Source organism: Kineococcus halophytocola (assembly GCF_041276425.1).
Classification (GTDB): domain Bacteria; phylum Actinomycetota; class Actinomycetes; order Actinomycetales; family Kineococcaceae; genus Kineococcus; species Kineococcus halophytocola.
Map to the genome: position 1 here is coordinate 20,551 of NZ_JBGFTU010000003.1, position 21,216 is coordinate 41,766.

The following is a 21,216-nucleotide window of genomic DNA, read 5'->3' on the forward strand; positions in this document are numbered from 1 at the left end:
CAGCACGGTCGGCTTGAGCCCGGTGACGGTCGGTCAGCACAGTGGGGACACGCACCCGTCCCCCGCCCGGAGGTCCCGATGCCCCTGCTGTCCCGCCGCCCCCCGCGCCACGTCCCCCGCCACTCCACCCGCGAGCCCTTCCGCCCCTGGGACGCCGCCGCGGCCGCCGCCGGCCCCGGCGGGCAGGCCCCCACCGACGTCCTGGAGAGCGTGCTGGAGGCCCTGGACGGTCTCGACGCGCGCGAGCGCGAGACCGTCTGACCCTCGCCGCCGACTCTCAGCGCACGAAGCGCGCCACGCACTCCACGTGGTGGGTCATGGGGAACAGGTCGAAGGCGCGCAGCCCCTCCAGCCGGTACCCGTGCCCGGCCAGGAACGCCGTGTCGCGCGCCAGCGCCGCCGGGTCGCACGCGACGTAGGCCACGGCCCGCGGCGCCAGGGCCGCGATCTGCTCGACGACGGCACGGCCGGCGCCCGAGCGCGGGGGGTCCAGGACGACGAGGTCGGTGCGGCGCGCGGTGAGCTCCTCGTCGTCGAGCGCCTCCTGCACCGCCCCGGCCCACAGCTCCACCTGCGGGTGCTCGTGCAGCGAGCGCCGGGCGTCGCGCACGGCGCGCTCCTCCCCCTCCACGGCCAGCACGGACCCCTCGGGTCCGACCGCCTCGGCCAGCAGCGCGGTGAACAGGCCCACCCCGGAGTACAGGTCCAGGGCGTGCTCGCCCGCGCGCGGCTCCAGGGCCGCCAGGACCGCCTCGCCCAGCAGCCGCGGGGCGGCGGGGTGGACCTGCCAGAACCCGGCCCCGCCGACGCGGAAGGCGTGCTCGCGCTCGGCGTCCCCGGTGCGCACGGTGACGCGCTCGCCGACCCAGGTGCGGCCCGAGACGCGGTGCAGCCCCTCGGGGGTGCGCACGGCGACGGAGGCGCCCGGCAGCTTGGGCAGGTGGGCGTGGGTGCCGGGCAGCGGGTCGACCACGGCCAGGGGCGCCGCGCCGTCGGACCCGGCGGCGACCTCGACGGTGGCCACGTTGCCGAAGCGCGCGCCCAGGACGCCGGAGCCGACGACCGCGCGCGTGCTGATCGGGCAGTCCGCCAGGGGCACGACCTGGTGGGAGCGGTGGGCGCGCAGCCCCGCCCGGCCCTCGGCGTCGACGGCGAACTGGGTGCGGGTGCGCCAACGCAACCCCTCACCCTCCCCGCCGGCGACACCGGCGTCACCGGCGACACCGGCGAGGGGGGCCTGCTCGACCTCCACCGCGACGTCGAGCCCGGCGAGCCGGTGGAACTGCTCGGTGACCACGGCCGCCTTGAGCGCGCGCTGGCGGGCGGGGGTGACGTGCTGGAAGTCGCACCCCCCGCACAGGCCGGGCCCGGCGACGGGGCACGGCGGTTCGACGCGGTCGGGGTCGGCGGTCAGGACGCGCACGGCGTCCGCGCGCCAGAACGAGGCGCCGTCGGCCCCCTCGGTGACGCGGGCCAGCACCCGCTCACCGGGCAGGGCGTGCCGGACGAAGACGACGCGGCCCTCGTGCCGGGCGACGCAGTGGCCGCCGTGGGCGACCGGCCCGACCTCCAGCTCGATCTCGGTGCCGCGAGCGTCGGGACCGGCCGGGGCCGGGCGCCGCGACGTGCGGCCTCGACCGCGGGTGGGGCGGGGGGCGGGGCTGCTCACGGGGTCTCCTCGGTGCTGCGGGTGGGAGCGGGGTCGCGGTCCACGGGGCCGGGCCCGAAGGTGCCGCGGCGGACGGTGCCGGGGGCCTGCCGTTCCAGCCGGTCCTCCAGGCCCGCCGAGCTGGACAGCTGCCACGGGACGCTGGCGACCATGACGCCCGGCAGGTAGCGCAGCCGCGCGCGCAGGCGCAGCGCGGACTGGTTGTGCAGGAGGGTCTCCCACCAGTGCCCCACGACGTACTCGGGCACGTACACGATGACGAGGTCGCGCGGGTGGCGCGCCCGCAGCGCCTTGACGTGCTCCAGGACCGGGCGGGTGATCTCGCGGTACGGGGAGTCGAGCACGGTCAGCGGCACGGGGACGCCCAGGGCCTCCCAGCGCCGTCGCAGCGCGGCGGTCTCCTCCGGTTCGACCGCGACCGTGACGGCCTGCAGGTCGGTCGGCTTGGCCGCGCGGGCGAAGGCCAGGGCCCGCAGCGTGGGCCGGTGGATCTTGGAGACGAGGACGACCCCCCGGACCCCGGTGGGCAGCGCCTTGGCCTTGGCGTCGGGCGCGACCTCCAGCTCGCGGCTGACGTTGGTGTAGTGGCGCCGGATGAGCTTCATGTTCACGAAGACGACGACCATCGCGAGGATGGCGATCCACGCGCCCTGGGTGAACTTCGTCAGCAGGACGATGACCAGCACCGTCGCCGTGAGGGCGAGGCCGATGCAGTTGATGACGCGGGAGCGGCGCATCTGCGCGCGCCGGGCGGCGTCGGTCTCGGTGCGCAGGTGCCGGTTCCAGTGCCGGATCATCCCCGTCTGGCTCATCGTGAACGAGACGAAGACGCCGACGATGTAGAGCTGGATGAGCCGGGTCACCTCGGCGTCGAAGGCCAGGATGAGCACGATCGCGGCCACGGCCAGGGCGATGATCCCGTTGGAGAACGCCAGCCGGTCCCCGCGGGTGTGCAGCTGCTTGGGCAGGAAGCCGTCGCGGGCCAGGATCGAGCCGAGCACGGGGAAGCCGTTGAACGCCGTGTTGGCCGCCAGCACGAGGATGACGCCGGTGGCGGCGGTCACGACGTAGAAGGCCACCGGGAAGTGGTCGAAGATCGTCGCGGCGAGCTGCCCGATGACCGGGTCCTGGACGTAGCCCTCCCCCACCGGCACCCCGTCGCGCAGGAGCTGCTGCCCGGGGTCCTCGGCGAAGCGGATCCCCGTCAGGTTGGCCAGCGCGACGATGCTGACGAGCATCGTGACGCTCGTCAGGCCCAGCAGCAGCAGGGTGGTGGCCGCGTTCCGGCTCTTGGGCCTGCGGAAGGCCGGCACGCCGTTGCTGATGGCCTCCACGCCCGTCAGGGCCGCGGCGCCGGAGGAGAAGGCCCGCAGGATGAGGTAGGCCCCGGCCAGGCTCGTCAGCCCGCCGGAGATGTCGTGCTCGGCCGTGAGCTCGAACGCGGCGCTGGGGGCCTGCGGCAGGTCCCCGAACAGCAGGCGGCCGAAGCCCCAGGCGGCCATCCCGAGGATGGAGGCCATGAAGATGTAGGTGGGGACGGCGAAGGCCGCCCCGCTCTCGCGGATCCCGCGCAGGTTGACCGACATGAGCAGCAGGACCAGCACGACCGCGAAGAGGGCCTCGTGCCCGCGCAGGGCGGGGATGGCCGCAGCCGCGTACTGGGCCCCGGAGGAGATCGAGACCGCCACCGTCAGGACGTAGTCGACCAGCAGCGCGCTGCCGACGGTGAGGCCGGCGTTGGGCCCCAGGTTGACCGTGGCGACCTCGTAGTCCCCGCCCCCCGAGGGGTAGGCGTGCACGTTCTGCCGGTAGGAGGCGACGACGACGAACATCACCAGGACGACGGCGGCGGTGATCCACGGCGAGAACGAGTACGCCGCGATGCCCGCGATCGAGAGCGTCAGGAAGATCTCGTCGGGCGCGTAGGCGACCGAGCTGAGCGCGTCGGAGGCGAAGACGGGCAGGGCGATGCGCTTGGGCAGCAGCGTCTCGGACAGCCGTTCGCTGCGGAACGGGCGTCCGACCAGGACGCGCTTGACCGCATCGGTCACAGAGGGCACGTCTGCCGATGGTAGGTGCTAGACGGTAGCGTTCGGGACGTGCACTTCGTGATCATGGGCTGCGGCCGGGTCGGCTCGAGCCTCGCGCTGACCGTCGAGCAGCGCGGGCACAGCGTGGCGGTGGTCGACCAGGACGCCGACGCCTTCCGGCGCCTGGGGCCGGGCTTCGCGGGCCGGCGCGTCACCGGCGTCGGCTTCGACCACGACACCCTCGTGGAGGCCGGCATCCACGAGGCCGGCGCGTTCGCCGCCGTCTCCTCCGGGGACAACTCCAACATCCTCGCCGCCCGCGTGGCGCGGGAGAAGTTCGAGGTGGAGAACGTCGTGGCCCGCATCTACGACCCCGGGCGTGCGGAGGTCTACGAGCGCCTGGGCATCCCCACGATCGCCACCGTCCGCTGGACCTCGGACCAGGTGCTGCGCCGCCTGGTGCCCGAGGGGGCCCTGTCCGAGTTCCGCGACGCCTCCGGGCGGGTCGTGCTCGTCGAGCTGCCCGTGCACGAGGCCTGGGTCGGACGGCCCCTGTCGGCCCTGGAGGCCGCCGCGGGCGTGCGCGTGGCGTACCTGACGCGGCTGGGCCAGGGCGTCGTGCCCGTCAAGGGCATGGCCTACCAGGAGGACGACGTCGTGCACGTCGTCGTCGCCGACGAGCGCACCACGTCCGCCGCGGCCGTGCTGGCCGCCGCACCGGAGGAGAGGGCCTGATGCGCGTCGTCATCGCCGGGGCCGGCATCGTCGGGCGGTCCATCGCCCGCGAGCTGCTGGGCAACGGCCACCGCGTCCTGCTCGTCGACCGCAGCCCCGCGGCGATGAAGATCACCAGCGTCCCGGACGCGCAGTGGCTGCTGGCCGACGCCTGCGAGATCTCCAGCCTGGAGGAGGCCGAGCTGGCCGACTGCGACGTCGTGGTGGCCGCCACCGGCGACGACAAGGCCAACCTCGTCGTCTCGCTGCTGGCCAAGACCGAGTACGGCGTGCCGCGCACCGTGGCCCGCGTGAACAACCCCAAGAACGAGTGGCTGTTCGACGAGGCCTGGGGGGTCGACGTCGCGGTCTCGACCCCGCGGCTCATGACCGCCCTGGTCGAGGAGGCCGTCAGCGTCGGCGAGCTCGTCCGGTTGTTCACGTTCCAGCAGGGACGGGCCTCCATGGTCGAGTACACCCTGGAGGACAGCAGCCCCGTCCTGGGCCGCACCGTCGAGCAGGTCCGGCTGCCGCAGGACACGGTGCTCGTGGCCATCGTCCGGGCCGAGCGACCGCTGCCGCCCAGTCCCGACGACGTCCTGGAACCGGGGGACCACCTGCTGTTCCTGTCCGTCCCGGACGCCGAGGCCGAGCTGCGCACGATCCTCGCGGCCGGCTGAGGCCGTCCCCTCGGCGGCCCCTCCCCCGCCCGCGGCGCCGGGGCCGGGCCCGTCAGGGCTGCAGGAAGGCGGTGATCCCCGGCACGAACCGGGGGTCCTCGAACGCCGTCGTGTGCTCGCCCGCGACGAGGAGGAGGTGGGCACCGGGGACGGCGTCGACCAGCACCTGCGGGCGCACGGCCAGCGGGTCCTCCCGCCCGGCCACGACGAGGGTGGGCACCGGGATCGAGGCCAGGTCGAGGGGTGAGGCGTGCACGGCGTCGGCCTGCGCGGCCAGGGCCAGCAGGTCGTTGCCGGTGGCGGCCGCGGACTCGCGGAAGCTCCGCAGCAACCCCTCGCCGAGGTCACCCGGGTCCGGCGCGCGCAGGGCCCGGGCCAGCTCGGAGGCGGGCAGGGCGCGGGTGTCGACCCCGCCCAGTTCCACCACCCCCGCCCCGACGCCCCCGACGACGAGGCGGTGCAGCCGGTCGCCGTGGCGGGAGGCGAAGACCAGGGACACGACCGCGCCCATCGAGTACCCGGCGAGGTCGACCCGGTCCAGGCCGAGGGCGTCCAGGACCTCCAGGACGTCCTGGGCCATGCGCGCCTCGCCGTAGGACGCGCTGTCGTGCGGGGCGTCGGACGCGCCGTGGCCACGCGCGTCCACGGCCAGCACGCGCCGGCCCCGGGCGAGCAGCGCCTGCGGCAGCCCCGAGTGCGGCCACTCCAGGGAGGCGCTGGAGCTGAACCCGTGGTGCAGGAGCACCGGGTGCGCCGACGCGCCGCCGTCCCACTCGTACACGCTCAGCGTCAGCCCGTCCGACGTCGGCAGGCGGTGGGTGCGGTCCGGGGCCCGCAGGTCCGGGACGTCGGTCTGCGCGGGGGCGGGAGTGCTCACGGTTCCTCCGGGTCTGGACGGCGGGGCCACGGTAGGGCACCGGCCAGGACCCGGCCAGAGCCCGACCGCAGCCCGGGCGGATCAGGTCGTGCGGGTCAGTTCGTGCGGTGCAGGAACTGCGGGTCGAGGTCGCCGGGGGCGACGGAGACGACCGACTCGTCGTCGGTGCCGACGTGCTCGAACAGGGTGATGCGCGCGAACTCGGGGACCACGTGGATCGGGTACGTCGGGCCCTCGTCGCGGAACGCGCGCATCCGGTCGAGGTGGTCGTTCTGGAACAGGACCGTCTTGGAGCCGTCCTCCTGCACCCAGCGGGGGAAGAAGATGGTGCCGTGCAGGCGGCGGCGCTGCGGCATGACGTCCACCACGACGCAGGTGCCGGTCGGTTCGGTCCAGGTGACCTTGTACCCGTCCTCGTCGAGCTGGACGAGGTCGACCTCCTGGTCCTTGACCCAGCGGCCGCCGACCATCCCGGAGTGGATGCGGTAGTCGATGGTCGTGGCGTTCTTGACGTACATCTCGTACTGCCAGCCGTTGGCGTAGGTGTAGACGAAGCGGTGGCCCACGAGGCCGGACAGGTCCTGCGGCGGGGCGGGGTGCTCGACGGTGGTCGTGACGTGCGGGTCGGAGGTCGTCATGCCGTTCATTTTGCTGGCAAAACCCGCGGCGGCAACCCGGCGGGGCACGATGGGCCCGTGACCTCCCCCACGTCCACGGCCCCGCTCGCCCGCCGCCTCGGCCCGCTGCTGGGACCGCTCCGACGGGCGGTGCTGCGCCGCAGCCGCGACCTGGCCGGGCTGCCGGACCTGCCCGAGGCCCAGGTGGAGCTGCTGCGCGCCCTCGCCGAGACCGGCCCGCACAGCCCCAGCGGCCTGGCCGACCGGTTGCGGCTGGCCCGGCCCACCGTCAGCAACCTGCTGCGCGCCATGACGGCGACCGGGCTCGTCGTGCGCACCCCGGGCGCCGGGCGCGCCGTCGCGGTCACCCCCACCGACCACGCCCGGACGCTGCTGCGGCGCTACGACGCGGCCAGCTCCCGGACGCTGGAACGCGCCCTGGCCCGCCTGGACCCCGCCGACCGCGCCGCCCTCGTCACCGCCCTCCCCGCCCTGGAGCGCCTGCTGGCCGCGCTCGGGGACGACTGACCGCGCCCCGGCGGTGACCGAGAATGGGACGGTGAACGCCTCTCCCGTCCCCGCCGGCACGCCCGTGCAGTCCTACAAGCTGCGGCGGGGGCGGATGGGCGCCGAGCGGCAGGAGGCGCTGGCCACGCACCTGCCGCGCTACGCCGTGCCCGCCGGGCCGGGACGGCTGGACCTGCGGCACCTGTTCGGGAACGACCACCCCGTCGTCCTGGAGATCGGCTCCGGGATGGGCGACGCGACGCTCGCGATGGCCCGGGCCGACCCGGGCACGAACGTCGTCGCCGCCGAGGTCCACACGCCGGGCATCGGCGCGCTGCTGCAGGGGCTCGTGGAGCACGGGGTGGAGAACGTGCGGCTGCTGGAGGGCGACGGCCGGGAACTGCTGGCCGCGCGCGTCGAACCCGGCGCCCTGGCGGGGGTGCGCGTGTACTTCCCCGACCCCTGGCCCAAGGCGCGCCACCACAAGCGGCGGCTGCTGCAGCCGGACTTCGTGGCGCTCGTGGCCGACCGGCTCGCCCCGGGCGGGACGCTGCACTGCGCCACCGACTGGGAGCCCTACGCCGAGCAGGTGGTCGAGGTCGTCGGGGCCGACCCGCGCCTGGAGCTGTCCCCCGACCGGTCCCGGCCCGCCTGGCGGCCCCTCACCCGCTTCGAGCGGCGCGGCCTCGCGCTCGGGCACGTCGTGACGGACGTGCTGGCGACCCGCCGGGCCGGCTGAGACCCCTCAGTCGGCCTTGACGAGCCGGCGGCGCTTGACGGTCCAGCCCTCGGGCATGGTGCCCTCCTTGAGCATCCGCAGGGGGCAGCGCCGGCACTTGTCCTTGGACTCGCAGCACGTGGACTTCGGCCAGAGGTCCTTCTGCTTCTTCTTCCCCACGCGCCGACGGTAACAGGGCCGGGTAGGTGAGCCTCACCGCACCTGGAGCGGGGTGCGTCCCTTCAGGAGCATGGCGCCCGCGACCGCGAGGCCCAGCAGCAGCAGCGGCCACCCCAGCGCGAGCTTGGCGACGGCCAGGCCGGTGGTGTTGTCGGTGAGGTAGAGCGGGAGCTGGACGGCCACGCGCAGCACGTACCCGGCCAGCAGCAGCGCCGTCAGCTTCTGGCACAGCGCGACGATCCCGCGGTCGCGGCGCCACGCGGTCGGTTCCTCGGTGACGGCCCCGACGAGGAACCCCACGACGGGCCAGCGGGTGATCATCGACACCGCGAAGGCCACCGCGAGGGCGAGGTTGAGCAGGATGCCCGGCAGGAAGACGTCCTGGGCGCGGCCGGTGCGGGAGGCCACGAACGCCGCGACGGCGGTGACGAGGATGCTGCCGAGGGCGAACTGGACCGTCTCGCGGCGGGCGATGCGCACGACGAGGGCCACGAGCATGACCGCCAGGGACGCCCCGACCGAGGTCCACAGGTCGTTCGTCGTCAGCCAGGCGACGAGGAACGCCAGCGGCGCGACGGCGGAGTCCAGCAGCCCGCGCCAGCCCCCCAGCGCCGTCGACAGGCGCAGCCGGACGAGCTCCTCGACCGTCTGCGGCCCCTGCGGCGCCGAGGGGAGCGACGGGCCCGAGGGGACCGCCACTAGCCCCTCTCCGCCTTCTGCACCTTCTCGGCCGTCTCGGTGCACACCAGCTCGTAGACGGGGTTGAAGATCACCCGCTGGCCGTCGTCGCAGGCGACCAGGCCCTTGGCCTTGACCCGCCGGCCCGGTTCCACCCCGGCGATGTGCCGGCGTCCCAGCCAGACCAGCTGCACCGAGCCGGACCCGTCGAACAGCTCGGCCTCCAGGGCCGGCACCCCTCCGCGGGGGCGCTGCGTCACCGACCGCAGGGTCCCGCACACGCAGGCCCGCGTCCGGTCCGGGACCTGCCCGCAGGGCGTCCCGCCGTGACGGACCGCGTCCTGCTGCGCCTCCTCGGCGGCGAGGTCGGAGTTCGACGCGGTGAACCGCGCGAGAGCACGGCGCCACAGCGGCGCCCCCAGCACTGACGACTTCGACACGGCACTCACAGTAGGCCCTCCCGATGCCCTGCAGGTCTCAACGTCACCCGCCGGACCCGTCTTCCCCGGTCCCGTCCCCGGACCGGTCTCAGCGGACCGGTGTCAGCGGACCTCGGTGATCTCGGGTCCGCGCTCGTACGGCTTGAGGTCGTCGCGCCCGGCGGCCTGCTGCGTGGCCGGCTCGGCCGGCTCGGCCGGGGCGGGCTGCTCGGGCAGGGCCAGGGCGATCAGCTCGCGGGGGGCCATGGCCTCCTCCCCGCGGACGACGACGGCCTCGCGCACGACGCCCTCCAGCTCGGTGGCCGCGGCCCGGTCGTGGGCGGCCGGACCGCTGAAGACCGCGCGCAGGAACCACCGGGGCCCGTCGACCCCGGCGAAGCGCGCCGGCTGGTGGGCCGTGCGGCCGTCCTCGGTGCGCACCGGCAGCCGGCACAGCAGCTCCCGGCCCAGCGGCCCGTCCTGCTCCTCGGCCGCCCCGCCCTGCCCCTGGACCGCCTCGGCGATCTCGGCGCGGATCTCGTCCCACACCCCGCTCGTGCGGGGGGCGGCGAACGCCTGCAGCTGCACGGTGGACCCGTTGAGGCCGACGGTCACGGCGATGACCCGGCCCGAGCCCTCCTCGACCTCGAAGCGCAGTTCCATGCCCTCCCGGCCCACCAGCTGCAGACCCCCCAGGGTCAGGCGGGGGGCCTCCTCGACCTCCGAGACGTCGAACGGGCCGCCGGAACGGTCGAAGGCCTCGGGCGCGGGGTCGGCCGGCGCCGGCGCACCGGCCTCGGCGGCGGCGCGGGCCTCGGGGTCGTCCACGACGCCGGAGGCGGCGGTGGCGGGCTCGGCCCCCACCTCCGCGGCCGTGACCGAGGTGGAGTCCCGGGTCGCGTCGGCGGTGGCGGGGTCGTTCGGGGTGGTCTCGGCGACCTTGCGGCGGCGGAACAGGCTCACGGTCGCTCCTCGGGGGTGGGGGTGGTGGGGTCGGTGGCGGCGGTCGCCACCAGGGCCTGGCTGCCGCCCGTCGACCCGTGGCCGCCGGCGCCGCGCACGGACGCCGGCAGCTCCGGGACGGGCACGAAGCGGACGTGCTCGACGCGCTGGACGACGACCTGGGCCACGCGGTCGCCGGCGCGCAGCTCGACGGCCTCGCGCAGGTCGGTGTTGTGCAGGGTGACGCGCACCTCGCCGCGGTACCCGGCGTCGACGGTGCCCGGGGAGTTCAGGACCGTCAGGCCCCGCCGGGCGGCCAGGCCCGAGCGGGGGACGACGAACGCGACGTGACCGTCGGGCAGGGCCAGCGAGACGCCCGTGGGGACCGTGACCCGCTCGCCCGGCCCGACGACGACGTCGATGCGCGTGGTCAGGTCGGCCCCGGCGTCGCCGGGGTGGGCGTACGTCGGCAGGGCCTCGGGCACGGACAGGACGGTCGGCACCGGGACGGACCCCGGGACGTCCTCGGCCTGCGGGAACGCGTCGGTCACGGGGCTCGACCCTACCCGTCGCACCCCGTCCGGTCCCGCCCCCGGTCCGCCGCGTGCGACCCTGGGCCGGTGTCGAGCCCGGCCCACCCCTCCCAGCCCCAGCACCCGACCGAGGCCGGTCCCCCGTGGGACGGCACGGAGACGTGGTGGCCGGCCCCCACGACGTGGCTGTCGTGGCTGCCCGCCGTCGTGGGCGGTGCCCTCGTCGCGCTGCCGATCTGGGGCCTGCGCGGCGCCCTGGCCGGCGCGGTCGCCGGGGCCCTGCTCGCCGTGGGGGTGCTGCTGAGCCTGTCCTGGACGACCCGCCTGACCGAGGAGGAGTTCCGGGTCGGGCGCGCCACGCTGCCGCTGTCGGTGGTCTCCGGCGTCGACGTCGTCGCGCGCCAGGACCGGCGGGCGGCGCTGGGACCCGGGCTCGACGCCCGGGCCCACCTGGCCATCCGGTCCTGGATCGGACCCGCCGTGCGGATCCACCTGGACGACCCGGCCGACCCCACCCCCTACTGGGTGGTCTCGACCCGCCGCCCGCAGCGCCTGGCCGCCGAGATCAGGCGGCGCAGTCGTTGCAGATGATCCGGCCGTCGCCGGAGTCGTGCAGCTGGCTGCGGTGCACCACGAGGAAGCAGCTCGTGCAGGTGAACTCGTCCTGCTGGCGCGGGAGGACCCGCACCGACAGCTCCTCGTTGGACAGGTCGGCACCGGGCAGCTCGAACCCCTCGGCCGCCTCCGTCTCGTCCTCGTCGACGGCGCCCGAGCTCTTGTCGGTGCGACGGGCCTTGAGCTCCTCGATGGAGTCCTCGTTCAGCTCGTCGTCGTTCTTGCGCGGTGCGTCGTAGTCGGTCGCCATGACCTCGCCTCACACTCCATGCCTTCTCGGCGTCCGTCGTCCTCGTCGTGCAGGACGTGCTGGTGTTCCTGCTCCTACCGCCGGTTCCCGCGCGTCGTGCCGGCACCGGGTGCCCGGTGCGGCGGGGACAACACCCCGACCGCCCGATCCATGCCCCGGGCCGGTCCTTCCCGCCCCCTGCGTCCACCCGCGCTGAGCGCGAGCGAGCACGCATCATGACCTACCTGCGGCGCGGACTCGAACGGGGGCACGTCGCCGGTCCCGGCCACGGGCTCGGGGGCACCCGCCACGGCACCCGCCACCCGGACGGAGCAACGCCCTCCACGTTCTCGGCACCTCAGGTGTCGCGTGCGTCACTTCCCTGCTCGGGCAACGCCTTTGAGCACCCCTGGGCCGGGCGGGGGACCGTCCACAGCCGGGACACCGGAGGAGTTGGACGAGCGGCCGCCGGGCCGTAGTGTGCTCGCGTCCCCGCCGATCCGGCCGTCCGCCCGCCCCGCAGGGAGGTGCCGTGCCCGTGCACGAGCCCAGCACGACCGCAGAGACCTCGCCCACGTTCGTGGCCGAGCTGTCCGACCGCGTCCAGCGCACCCGCGCCACCATCGACACCGCCGCCGCCGCCGGCGACGAGCACCTGGCCCAGGCCCTGCTCGACGACCTCGAGGCCCTCGTGGACCTCGCCGCCGCGCACGACGTGGCCCTGCCCGACACCGTCGCCTACCTGGCCGGGCAGTCCGGCCGCACCGTCGACGTCCGTGACGGCGCCCGTGACGACGTCGGTGGCGGGGTGCGCGAGGGCGTCGAGCCGCCCGTGGAGTGCGCCCCCGCCTGACCGCCCGCCCCCCGGCGGGACGGCCTCAGCCCAGGCCGAGGCCGTCCCGCAGGACGGGGTGCAACCCGGGACCGGCCGCCAGCAGGCCGTGCGAGCCCGCCGGGCCGCCGGCGAAGTCGGTGACGACGGCCCCGGCCTCGCGCGCGACCAGCCAGCCCCCCGCGAAGTCCCACGGGTTCAGGCCCAGCTCGTAGTAGGCGTCCACGCGGCCCGCGGCCACCGCGCACAGGTCCAGCGAGGCCGTGCCGATGCGGCGCAGGTCGCGCACCCGCGGCAGGAGCCGGGTCAGGACGGCGGCCTGCTCGGCGCGCCGGGCGGCGTCGTACCCGAACCCCGTGGCCACCAGCGCCTGCCCCAGCGCCGGGCCGGGCGCCACGTGCAGCGGGCGGGTCCCGCGCGCGTCGGTCAGCGTGGCCCCGCCCCCGGCCTGCGCCGACCAGGTCTCCGCCGCCGAGGGGTCCACGACGGCGGCGGCCAGCACCGTCCACGTCGCCGGGTCCGGCGCCGCGGCGGGGTCGTGGGCGACGACGGCGACGCTGACGGCGTAGGACCGCAGCCCGTAGAGGTAGTTCACCGTGCCGTCGATGGGGTCCAGCACCCACGTCAGCCCGCTGCTGCCCGCCGTCCAGCCCTCCTCCTCCCCCAGCACCCCGTCCTGCGGGCGCGCCGAGCGCAGCCGCTGGCGCAGGAGCTGCTCGGAGGCGGTGTCCATCGCGGTCACCACGTCGGTCGGGCCCGACTTCGTCGCCGCCACCTCCACGCGGTCGGGGCGGCCGGCGCAGATCAGCTCCCCGGCCGCCGTGGCGATCTCGACGGCCAGCCGGCGCAGCTCGGTGGGCGTGGGCCCGGCGGACGTGGGCCCGGCGGACGTGGGCCCGGCGGACGTGGGCCCGGGGACCGCGTCCAGGTGCTCCACGGCGTCAGGACCCGGCCGGGACGGGGGCCTGCCAGTCCTCGCCCGTCGCCGCCGGCCGGGGCGCGCGCAGGTTGCGGCAGCAGTCGACGGGGCAGACGGTGTGCGAGGGCCCGAGACCGCCCGCCACGGGCAGCTCGGGGTCCTCGCCCCGGGCCTGCGCGGCCCGCTCCTGCACGAGGTCGACCAGGCCGGCCACGAACTGCGCGGTGGCCCCGACGGTGGCCGCGCGGGCGAACGGCAGGCCGATCTCCCCGGCCGTCTCCGCCGCCTCGGTGTCCAGGTCGAACTTGACCTCCATGTGGTCGCTGACGAAGCCGACGGGGGCCACGACGACCCCGGGGACGCCGTCGGCGTGCAGCGCGCGCAGGTGGTCGTTGACGTCCGGTTCGAGCCAGGGCTGGGTGGGCGGGCCGCTGCGGGAGCAGTACGCCAGGTCCCAGGACAGCTCGCGGCCGACGCGCTCGGAGGCCCGGCGCGCCACCTCGGCGGCCACGTCGAGGTGCTGGCGGACGTAGGCGCCACCACCGGCCGCGGGCGGGCCCGACACGTCGTTCATCGCGTCCGGGATGCTGTGCGTGACGAAGACCACACGTGCGCCCTCGGGCAGCTGCGCCACCGCCTCGGCCACGGCCGCGGCGTTGACGTCGGCGAACGCGGGGTGGTTGAAGTAGTGCCGGATCTTGTCGACCTCCAGGCCGCGCCCCTCCTCGGCCAGCGTCCCCAGCGCCTCGGCCAGGTCCTCGCGGTACTGGCGGCAGCTGGAGTACGACGAGTACGCGCTGGTGAAGACGGTGAGCACGCGGCGGACCCCGCCCTCGTGCGCCTCGCGCAGGACGTCGGTGACGTACGGCTCCCAGTTCCGGTTGCCCCACAACAGGGGCAGGTCCGCCAGGCCGCGCGCGTCGAGCTCGCCGCGCAGGGCCGCCAGCAGTTCCTTGTTCTGGTCGTTGATGGGGCTCTTGCCGCCGAAGTGCAGGTAGTGCTCGGCCACGTCCTCCAGGCGCTCGCGGGGGATGCCCCGGCCACGCGTCACGTTCTCCAGGAACGGCATCACGTCGTCGGGACCCTCGGGGCCACCGAAGGACAGCAGCAGCACGGCGTCGTAGGGCTTCGCGTCGCTCACCGCGCCATCATCCACTCCCCGGCACCCTCCCCGCCCCCCGGCCCGCACCCGCCGCGCGCACGTCTGCACGGGGTGCTGCCGGAAGTGGCAGAGTGCATCCGCGATGATGGCCCGCACCACGCTTCCTGGAGGGCGCCCCACATGCAGGACCTGAGGCTCGTCGGCGTCCACGACGACGGAGAGCACGTCGTGCTCGTCGGCACCGACGGCAGCCGCTACCGGCTGCGGGTCGACGAGGCGCTGCGCGCCGCCGTGCGCCGCGACCGGGCCCGGCTGGGCCAGCTGCAGATCCAGATGGAGGCGCAGATGCGCCCCCGCGACATCCAGGCCCGCATCCGCGCGGGGGAGACGGCCGAGGAGGTCGCCGCCGCCGGCGGGCTGACCCTGGAGCACGTCCGCCGCTACGAGGGCCCGGTCCTGGCCGAGCGCGCCCACGTCAGCGGCCTGGCCCGGCGCACGCCGTACGGCCGCTCCCCCGTCGCCGGCACGCTGGACGAGGTCGTGGTGGCCCGCCTCTCGGCGCGCGCGGTGGACCCCGAGGGTGCCCGCTGGGACGCCTGGCGGAGCGAGGACGACGGCTGGATCGTGCAGTGCGAGTTCGTCGCCGGCGGTCGCGGCCGGGTGGCCCGCTGGGGTTTCGACCCCGCCGCTCGGGTGCTGTCCGCCCACGACGACGAGGCCCGGTGGCTCTCGGAGGAGGAACCGGCCGAGCCCGGGCCGCTGCCGGGCCGGCGGCTGGTCTCGGTGGCCGGGGAGGGTGTCCGCTCCGCCTCCGAGCGCGTCTACGACGTCGAGGCCGACGGCGGCGTGCGGGCCAACCAGCAGTCCCCGACCGACGACATCCTCCAGGCGCTGGAGTCGGCCCGCGGCCGCCGGCCCGGGCAGCAGGACCCCTCCCCCGCCCCGGCGGAGCCGGTGGACCCGCCCGCGCCGCGCACGGACGCCCTGACGGCCGACCCGCCCCCGGCCCACCCCGCGGAGTCCTCCCCCGAGGACGTCGTCGACCGCACGGTGCTGCCCGCCCCGGCCGCGGGTGAGGCGGCGGGCGAGGCGACGGACGAGGCCGCGGACGAGGCGACGGACCAGAGCACGGGTGAGGCCGGGGACGACCCCGGGACGGACTCCCCGCTGGACGAGGACGACGAGCGGGGCACCGGACCGGACGGCGCCGCCGACGCGGGGGCCCAGGCCTCCCCGGAGGTGGCCGAGGACCCGGCCGAGCCGAACGACCCGGCGGAGCCGGTGGACCCGCCCGCGCCGGCCGGGGAGGCGCCTCCCGCGGCCCAGGACCCCCAGCCCGATCCCCCCGCGACCTCCCGCCGGCGCAACCGGTCCGCGCGGCGCGGGTCGGCGGCGGCCAAGCGCCCCAGCGTCCCGAGCTGGGACGACATCATGTTCGGGACGAAGAAGGACTGAGCCCGGGCTCAGGGCGGGCCGTCCCCGTCCTGGGCCAGGTGGGTGCGCAGGAACCCGTCGACGAGGTCCAGGACGGTCCCGGACCAGAACGGCGGACCGCCGTGGTCGGCCCCCTCCAGCCGCACGAGGTCCACGCGGTGGCCGGCGCGCTGGAGCGCCTCGGTGAGCAGCACGGACTGGCCGAAGGGCACGAGCCGGTCCCGGCTGCCGTGCACGAGGAGGAACGGGGGCAGCACCGCCCCGGGGCGGACGTGCGTCGCGGCCAGGGTGGGGGCGACGAGGTCGGGGCGCTCGCCCACCCGGTGACCGCCGATGAGCCGCCCCTCCGGGGAGTCCGGGCCGTCGTGGTCGATGGCGGAGGGTTCGGCGCTCATCGCCGCGATGTCGGTGGGGCCGTAGTAGTCCACGACGGCGCGCACGCCCAGCGGGCCGTGCCCGTCCTCCTCGGGGTGGGCGAACGCGGGGTCGCCGTCGGTGAGCGCGGCGAGCACGACGGTGTGCCCGCCGGAGGAGTCGCCCCACAGCGCCGTCCGTCGCGGGTCGAGGCCGAACTCCCCGGCGTGCCGGTGCAGGAACCGCACGGCCGCCCGCAGGTCCAGGACCTGCGCCGGGAACGGCGCCACCGTGGAGGGGCGGTACGCCACCGTCGCGACGGCGTAGCCGCGGGCGGCGAAGGCCGCGAGCGCCGGCAGGTTCAGGCCGAGCTCCTGCTCGAACCACGCCGAGCCCTGCACGTGCACGAGCAGCGGCAGGCCGGTCCGCTCGCCCGCGGGGACGAGCAGGTGCAGGACGAGGGACCGGCCGTCGCGGTGGGCGTACTCGATCCCCAGCCGTGCGGTGCCGTGGACGGGGTCGTGCTCGGCGGGCAGGGTCCGCATCCCCGGGGCGGTGCGCCCGGAGTCGGGGAACGGGGGCAGCGGGGGGTGGTGCAGGGGCGTGGGCACGGGACGGGTCACGGTCCTCCTCAGCAGGGCACGACGAACAGCGGCACGAGACGTTCGGCGTCCGACAGCGCGCCGTGCTGGCCGACCAGGCGCAGGGTCTCGGGCCGCATGGTCCGCGAGTTCACGACGGCGAGGTCGTCGCGCATGACGGCCAGGACGTCGCCGATGCGGGCGGCGACGCGGTCCTCGACGGTCCCGAACCAGCCCGCGGCGACGGCCTCGGAGCGCAGCAGCACCTCGGCGCCGCCCCCCAGGCGCTCCCGCCAGGTCTGCGCGACCTGCTGGGCCGCACCGGGTTCGGTGTAGAGCTGAACGGTGCGCGGTTCCCCGCCGAGGTGGCGCACCCCGGTGAGCAGGTCCGGTTCGCGGGCCACGTCCAGGCGCTGCGCCTCGGGCACGTCGACCATCCCGTGGTCGGCGGTGACCACGAGGAGGGTCCCGCGCGGCAGCCGGCGGGCCAGGGTCCCCAGGGCCTCGTCGACCCGTTCGAGCTCGGCGGTCCACTCCCCCGAGTCCACCCCGGCGCCGTGCCCGGTGTGGTCCAGGCGCCCCCAGTACAGGTAGGTGAGCTGCCGGTCGCTGGAGCGGACGGCGGTGACGGCGGCGTCCACGCGCGCCTGCAGCCGTTCGGGGGTGCCCACGAACCGCCCGCCGCGCAGGGCGGCCTCGGTCAGCCCGGACCCGTCGAAGTGCGGCGGGGCCACGCGCGCGACGTCGACGCCGGCCGCGGCGACGCGCTGGAACAGCGTCGTGTGCGGCTGCCAGCGCCGGGGGTCGACGGCGGCGTCCCACTGCAGCTCGTTGAGGAGGCGGTCGCGGTCGGGGTCGAGCACCTCGTAGCCGACGAGCCCGTGCCCGCCGGGGGGCAGGCCGGTGCCGAGCAGGCCCATGCTCGTCGCGGTCGTGGTGGGGAACCCGGCGGTCAGGACGCGGTGCAGCCCGTCGGTGCGCCAGCGCCGCATCGTGCCGGTGTGCCCGGAGCGGGCCGCGAGCAGCAGCTCGCCCATGCCGTCGACGAGGACGAGGCAGACCCGGTCGACCGCGGGCAGGGCGATCCCCGGGGAGGCCTCGGCGAGGTCGCCGACGCCGAGGGCGCGCCCGAGCGCGGGCAGCAGGTCGGCGAGGGTGTCGTGGCCGTAGGCGGGGACGGGCAGCGCGGGGGCGGGCACGCGCGGTCAGCGACCGGCCACGGCCGACAGGGCCCGGGCGAAGTCGAGGGCGGCGGTGACCGCGTCGGCGCCCTCGGCGGCGCTGGCGATCCGGACCGTGAGGTCGTCCCCGGTCAGGGAGCCGGTGTAGCCGTGGTCGGCCTCGCACCCGGGGTCGGCGCAGGACGCCGGTTCCAGGTCCAGGCGCTGCAGCGCCCCCCAGCCGAGGGTGACGCTCACCTCGGCGGGGGTGCTCCCGGGGCGGTGCTGGGCGGGGCGGGCGACGACCTGGGAGACGACGACGGAGTGCACCCGGGCCAGGGCCACCGACTCGGTGGAGCAGACGGCGTAGGACTCCCCGGAGGTCTCGTCGGGGCCGTGGTCGTCGGCGTGGGCGATGACGAGCCGGCCGGGGGTGGTGACCAGGACGGTGACGTGCCGGCGCACCTCGTCGGCGTCGAAGGTCGTCTCCGGGTGCACCAGGTGGGCGTGGACGGGGTCACCGGCCAGGGCGGTGCGCAGGCAGTCGGCGACGACCTCGGGGTAGTACCCGGCCCGGGCGAGGTCCTGCAGCAGGGCGACCGGGAGGTCGGAGCCGGCACGGGTGTCGGTGCGGTCGCGCATCGGGTCATCATCCCGCACGCCGGGCACCCCCCGCTCAGGTGGGCAGGGTGCGGCGGTCGGGGTCGGCGCGTCCCTGCGGCGGGGCGACGCGGACGACGGCGTCCAGGCAGGTCAGGCCCTGCTCGGCGACGAGGACCGGGCTCAGGCGCAGCTCGGCGAGCTCGGGCAGGGCGTCGGCCAGGACGGCCACGCGGGCCACGACGTCCTCCAGCGCGGGCACGTCCAGGCGCGGGGACCCGCGGTGCCCGAACAGCTTGGGGGCGGCCTTGACCGAGCGCACGAGGTCGGCGACGTCGACGTCGGTCAGCGGCGGGATGCGGTAGGCGACGTCGTCCATGAGGTCCAGCGGGTCGCCCTCGACGCCGAAGGAGAGCACGGGCCCGAACAGGGGGTCCTCGGTGCTGCGCACCAGGCACGGCACGCCCAGCGGGGCCATGGGCTGCACGGCCAGGGCGGTGACGGCGGCGCCGAAGACCTCCTGCATCTGCGCGACCGCCTCGCGCAGCGCCTCGGCGGTGGACAGCCCCAGCCGGACCCCGCGCAGGTCCTGGCGGCCGGCGAGGTCCTCCCCGACCGTCTTCAGCGCCACCGGCCAGCCGAAGCCCTCGGCGGCGCGCACGGCCTCCTCGGCGGCGTGCTCGCCGGCGGGGAACTCCGCGCGCGGCAGCAGGGGCACGCCGAGGGCCGCGAGCAGCTCGGTGCGCGTCTCGCGGTCGAGCACGGCCCCGTCGGGGTGCTCGGCCAGGACCCGTTCGAGCAGGGCGCGGGCCCGGGGCAGGTCCAGGCCCTCGGGGGCCACGGGGTGTCCGCGGTCCTTGCGCCGCCACTGCGCGTACCGGACCACCGAGGCCAGGGCGCGCACGGCGTCCTCGGGGGTGGGGAAGCTGGGGACCGAGGGGCAGTCCTCCCCCCGGTCCTCCCCCCGGTCCTCCCCCGGGTCCTCCCCCCGGTCCTGCGCGGCGCCACCGGCCCCGACGCGGGCCGCCGAGACCGAGCGGGTGCCCAGGAAGCAGGTGACGCACGTCTTGCCGCCCTCGGCGGCCGTGCGGGCCACGGCGGTGGCCACGGCCGCGTCGACCGTGGCCGTCGGGGGGACCCAGCTGGCCACGACGGCGTCGACCTGCGAATCGGCGAACGCCTCGCGCAGCGCGGCCGTGAACTCCTCCACGGGGGCCTCGGGGTGCACCGACGCCGGCCCGTGGACGACCTGCAGCCCCCAGCTGACGCACGCGTCGGCCGCCAGCGTCCCCAGGGCGTCGGAGTTGCCGACGATGGCGATGCGGGCGCCCTCGGGCAGCGGCTGCTCGACGGTGACCTGGGCGACGTCGAAGAGCTGGTGGACGTTCTCCACCCGGATGACCCCGGCCTGGCGCAGCATGCTGTCGACGACCTCGAACGGCACGTGCGAGCGCCGGACGGTGTGCCCCGGCGGCACCCCGAACCCCGACGCGCCGGACTTCACGACGATGACGGGTTTGCGCCGGGCCAGGCGGCGGGCGACGCGGCTGAACTTGCGGGGGTTGCCCACGCTCTCCAGGTACAGCCCGACGGCGGCGGTGGCCTCGTCGTCGTGCCAGAACTGCATGAGGTCGTTGCCCGAGACGTCGGCCCGGTTGCCGGCGGAGACGAACGTGGAGATGCCCAGCCCGCGCCGGTGCGCGGAGCTGAGGACGGTGACGGCCAGCGCGCCGGACTGGCTGAACAGGCCGAACCGTCCCGGCGGGGGCGCCTCCTGGGCCAGGGAGGCGTTGAGCCGGACGTCGGCGGCGGTGTTGACGACGCCGAAGGAGTTCGGGCCGATGACGCGCATGCCGTTGGCGCGGGCGATGCGCACGAGGTCGCGCTGGAGCTCCACGCCCTGCGGGCCGGTCTCGGCGAACCCGCTGGAGACCACGACCAGTCCCCGCACACCGGCTGCGGCGCAGTCGGTCACGGCCTCCAGGACGGTCGCGGGGGAAACGGCGACGACGGCGAGGTCGACGGGTTCGCCGATCTCGGCGACGGTGGCCCGCAGCGGCACGCCGAGGAGTTCCTCCCCGGCGCCGGCGGCGTTGACGGCGTGCACGGTGCCGGCGAAGTCCCCGGCGAGCAGGTCGGCCAGCAACCGGTGCCCGACGGTCCCGGGGGTTCGCCGGGCCCCCACGACGACGACCGAGCGGGGGGTCAGCAGGGCGGTGAGGCTGCGGGCCTCGGCGCGCTGCTCGCGCGCCTGCATGACGTCGACGGAGCGGGCGGTGGGGTCGATGTCGAAGGAGACGTCCAAGACGCCGTCGGAGAACCCCTGCCGGACCTCGAACCCGGCCTCGCGGAAGACGCCGATCATCTTGGCGTTGGTCGGCAGCACGTCGGCGGTGAAGCGGCGGATGCCGCGCTCGCGGGCGGCGGCGGCGAGGTGCTCCAGCAGCACCGACCCCAGGCCCCGGCCCTGGTGGGCGTCGGAGATGTTGAAGGCGACCTCGGCCGCGCGGGGGCGGCCGGGGCGCACGGGGGCGGCGTCGAAGCGGGCGATGCCGACGATGTCGGGCCCCACGGTGGCCACGAGCGCGACGCGGTCGACGTGGTCGACCTGGGTGAAGCGGGCCAGGTCGCGCCGGGACAGGTGCGGCATGGGCGCGAAGAAGCGGAAGTAGCGCGACTCGTCGGACTGCCGGTCGTGGAAGGCGGCGACGGCGTCGGCGTCCTCGGGCCGGATGGGCCGGACGTGGGCGGTCCCCCCGTCCCGCAGGGCCACGTCGGCCTCCCACCGGGTCGGGTAGCCCACGGGCGGCAGCGGCATGGTCCCGA

The 21,216-nt window shown here is 76.1% G+C and carries 24 protein-coding genes; 8 read left to right on the forward strand and 16 right to left on the reverse strand.

Annotated features, from left to right (window positions below):
* Window positions 1-78: 78 nt before the first annotated feature.
* Entirely contained in the window at window positions 79-261 is a 183-nt protein-coding gene (locus tag AB2L27_RS03040; protein ID WP_370439998.1) for a hypothetical protein, read from the forward strand.
* Window positions 262-277: 16 nt separating this feature from the next.
* On the opposite strand, the gene AB2L27_RS03045 is transcribed toward AB2L27_RS03040, so the two are convergent.
* Window positions 278-1,669: a class I SAM-dependent RNA methyltransferase gene (locus tag AB2L27_RS03045; RefSeq protein WP_370439999.1), complete on the reverse strand. Its 1,392-nt coding sequence runs from the start codon at window positions 1,667-1,669 to the stop codon at window positions 278-280.
* Window positions 1,666-3,729 carry an APC family permease gene (locus AB2L27_RS03050; protein ID WP_370440000.1) on the reverse strand — a complete coding sequence of 688 codons (2,064 nt, stop codon included), beginning with the start codon at window positions 3,727-3,729 and terminating at the stop codon, window positions 1,666-1,668. The genes AB2L27_RS03045 and AB2L27_RS03050 overlap by 4 nt, the downstream gene beginning before the upstream one ends.
* A gap of 39 nt (window positions 3,730-3,768) precedes the next feature.
* Here AB2L27_RS03050 and AB2L27_RS03055 point away from each other — a divergent pair, with 39 nt between their 5' ends.
* Both AB2L27_RS03055 and AB2L27_RS03060 read left to right on the forward strand, forming a co-directional pair.
* Window positions 3,769-4,434 carry a potassium channel family protein gene (locus AB2L27_RS03055; protein WP_370440001.1) on the forward strand — a complete coding sequence of 222 codons (666 nt, stop codon included), beginning with the start codon at window positions 3,769-3,771 and terminating at the stop codon, window positions 4,432-4,434.
* On the forward strand, window positions 4,434-5,093 hold the full coding sequence (locus AB2L27_RS03060) for a potassium channel family protein (RefSeq protein ID WP_370440002.1): 660 nt from the start codon (window positions 4,434-4,436) through the stop codon (window positions 5,091-5,093). The genes AB2L27_RS03055 and AB2L27_RS03060 overlap by 1 nt, the downstream gene beginning before the upstream one ends.
* Before the next feature lie 52 nt (window positions 5,094-5,145).
* Here the strand turns inward: AB2L27_RS03060 and AB2L27_RS03065 are convergent, their stop codons facing one another.
* Entirely contained in the window at window positions 5,146-5,970 is an 825-nt protein-coding gene (locus AB2L27_RS03065) for an alpha/beta fold hydrolase (protein WP_370440003.1), read from the reverse strand.
* A 95-nt stretch (window positions 5,971-6,065) separates the two neighbouring features.
* Window positions 6,066-6,608 (reverse strand): phenolic acid decarboxylase, encoded by a 543-nt coding sequence (locus AB2L27_RS03070; protein ID WP_370440004.1) that lies wholly within the window; start codon window positions 6,606-6,608, stop codon window positions 6,066-6,068.
* A 57-nt stretch (window positions 6,609-6,665) separates the two neighbouring features.
* On the opposite strand from AB2L27_RS03070, the gene AB2L27_RS03075 reads away from it, so the two are divergent.
* Complete coding sequence (locus AB2L27_RS03075; RefSeq protein ID WP_370440005.1) at window positions 6,666-7,115, forward strand: MarR family winged helix-turn-helix transcriptional regulator; 450 nt, start codon at window positions 6,666-6,668, stop codon at window positions 7,113-7,115.
* A 31-nt stretch (window positions 7,116-7,146) separates the two neighbouring features.
* On the forward strand, window positions 7,147-7,833 hold the full coding sequence (trmB, locus tag AB2L27_RS03080; protein WP_370440006.1) for a tRNA (guanosine(46)-N7)-methyltransferase TrmB: 687 nt from the start codon (window positions 7,147-7,149) through the stop codon (window positions 7,831-7,833).
* A gap of 6 nt (window positions 7,834-7,839) precedes the next feature.
* On the opposite strand, the gene AB2L27_RS03085 is transcribed toward trmB, so the two are convergent.
* The 5 genes from AB2L27_RS03085 to dut form a co-directional block, all read right to left on the reverse strand.
* A complete protein-coding gene (locus tag AB2L27_RS03085; RefSeq protein ID WP_370440007.1) occupies window positions 7,840-7,992 on the reverse strand; it encodes a hypothetical protein in 153 nt (50 codons plus the stop codon).
* Between the two features lie 33 nt (window positions 7,993-8,025).
* Window positions 8,026-8,691, reverse strand: a complete 666-nt coding sequence (locus AB2L27_RS03090) for a DUF3159 domain-containing protein (protein WP_370440008.1) — start codon at window positions 8,689-8,691, stop codon at window positions 8,026-8,028.
* The gene (locus AB2L27_RS03095; RefSeq protein WP_370440009.1) at window positions 8,691-9,119 is read right to left on the reverse strand and encodes an OB-fold nucleic acid binding domain-containing protein; all 429 of its coding nucleotides are present in this window, start codon (window positions 9,117-9,119) and stop codon (window positions 8,691-8,693) included. The genes AB2L27_RS03090 and AB2L27_RS03095 overlap by 1 nt, the downstream gene beginning before the upstream one ends.
* Window positions 9,120-9,212: 93 nt before the next feature.
* Complete coding sequence (locus AB2L27_RS03100; protein ID WP_370440010.1) at window positions 9,213-10,052, reverse strand: DUF3710 domain-containing protein; 840 nt, start codon at window positions 10,050-10,052, stop codon at window positions 9,213-9,215.
* The gene (dut, locus tag AB2L27_RS03105; protein ID WP_370440185.1) at window positions 10,049-10,534 is read right to left on the reverse strand and encodes a dUTP diphosphatase; all 486 of its coding nucleotides are present in this window, start codon (window positions 10,532-10,534) and stop codon (window positions 10,049-10,051) included. The genes AB2L27_RS03100 and dut overlap by 4 nt, the downstream gene beginning before the upstream one ends.
* Window positions 10,535-10,651: 117 nt before the next feature.
* Here dut and AB2L27_RS03110 point away from each other — a divergent pair, with 117 nt between their 5' ends.
* On the forward strand, window positions 10,652-11,155 hold the full coding sequence (locus AB2L27_RS03110; RefSeq protein ID WP_370440011.1) for a DUF3093 domain-containing protein: 504 nt from the start codon (window positions 10,652-10,654) through the stop codon (window positions 11,153-11,155).
* On the opposite strand, the gene AB2L27_RS03115 is transcribed toward AB2L27_RS03110, so the two are convergent.
* Entirely contained in the window at window positions 11,130-11,429 is a 300-nt protein-coding gene (locus AB2L27_RS03115) for a DUF4193 domain-containing protein (protein ID WP_106206830.1), read from the reverse strand. The two genes, AB2L27_RS03110 and AB2L27_RS03115, sit on opposite strands and share 26 nt — an antisense overlap.
* A gap of 511 nt (window positions 11,430-11,940) precedes the next feature.
* Between AB2L27_RS03115 and AB2L27_RS03120 the strand changes: the two genes are divergently transcribed.
* Window positions 11,941-12,261, forward strand: coding sequence for a hypothetical protein (locus tag AB2L27_RS03120; RefSeq protein ID WP_370440012.1), 321 nt, complete (start codon window positions 11,941-11,943; stop codon window positions 12,259-12,261).
* Between the two features lie 25 nt (window positions 12,262-12,286).
* Here AB2L27_RS03120 and AB2L27_RS03125 read toward each other — a convergent pair whose 3' ends face one another.
* Both AB2L27_RS03125 and AB2L27_RS03130 read right to left on the reverse strand, forming a co-directional pair.
* Entirely contained in the window at window positions 12,287-13,168 is an 882-nt protein-coding gene (locus tag AB2L27_RS03125; RefSeq protein WP_370440186.1) for an inositol monophosphatase family protein, read from the reverse strand.
* Window positions 13,169-13,181: 13 nt separating this feature from the next.
* Entirely contained in the window at window positions 13,182-14,300 is a 1,119-nt protein-coding gene (locus AB2L27_RS03130) for a ferrochelatase (RefSeq protein ID WP_370440013.1), read from the reverse strand.
* 141 nt (window positions 14,301-14,441) lie between these two features.
* On the opposite strand from AB2L27_RS03130, the gene sepH reads away from it, so the two are divergent.
* The gene (sepH, locus tag AB2L27_RS03135) at window positions 14,442-15,716 is read left to right on the forward strand and encodes a septation protein SepH (RefSeq protein ID WP_370440014.1); all 1,275 of its coding nucleotides are present in this window, start codon (window positions 14,442-14,444) and stop codon (window positions 15,714-15,716) included.
* 8 nt (window positions 15,717-15,724) lie between these two features.
* On the opposite strand, the gene AB2L27_RS03140 is transcribed toward sepH, so the two are convergent.
* Genes AB2L27_RS03140 through AB2L27_RS03155 form a run of 4 tightly spaced genes read right to left on the reverse strand, consistent with a single transcriptional unit; the run spans window position 15,725 to window position 21,208 of the window.
* The gene (locus AB2L27_RS03140; RefSeq protein ID WP_370440015.1) at window positions 15,725-16,660 is read right to left on the reverse strand and encodes an alpha/beta hydrolase fold domain-containing protein; all 936 of its coding nucleotides are present in this window, start codon (window positions 16,658-16,660) and stop codon (window positions 15,725-15,727) included.
* A gap of 20 nt (window positions 16,661-16,680) precedes the next feature.
* Window positions 16,681-17,829, reverse strand: coding sequence for an alkaline phosphatase family protein (locus AB2L27_RS03145; RefSeq protein WP_370440016.1), 1,149 nt, complete (start codon window positions 17,827-17,829; stop codon window positions 16,681-16,683).
* A 6-nt stretch (window positions 17,830-17,835) separates the two neighbouring features.
* On the reverse strand, window positions 17,836-18,432 hold the full coding sequence (locus AB2L27_RS03150) for a DUF5998 family protein (RefSeq protein WP_370440017.1): 597 nt from the start codon (window positions 18,430-18,432) through the stop codon (window positions 17,836-17,838).
* A gap of 34 nt (window positions 18,433-18,466) precedes the next feature.
* On the reverse strand, window positions 18,467-21,208 hold the full coding sequence (locus tag AB2L27_RS03155) for a bifunctional acetate--CoA ligase family protein/GNAT family N-acetyltransferase (protein ID WP_370440018.1): 2,742 nt from the start codon (window positions 21,206-21,208) through the stop codon (window positions 18,467-18,469).
* Window positions 21,209-21,216 lie beyond the last annotated feature (8 nt).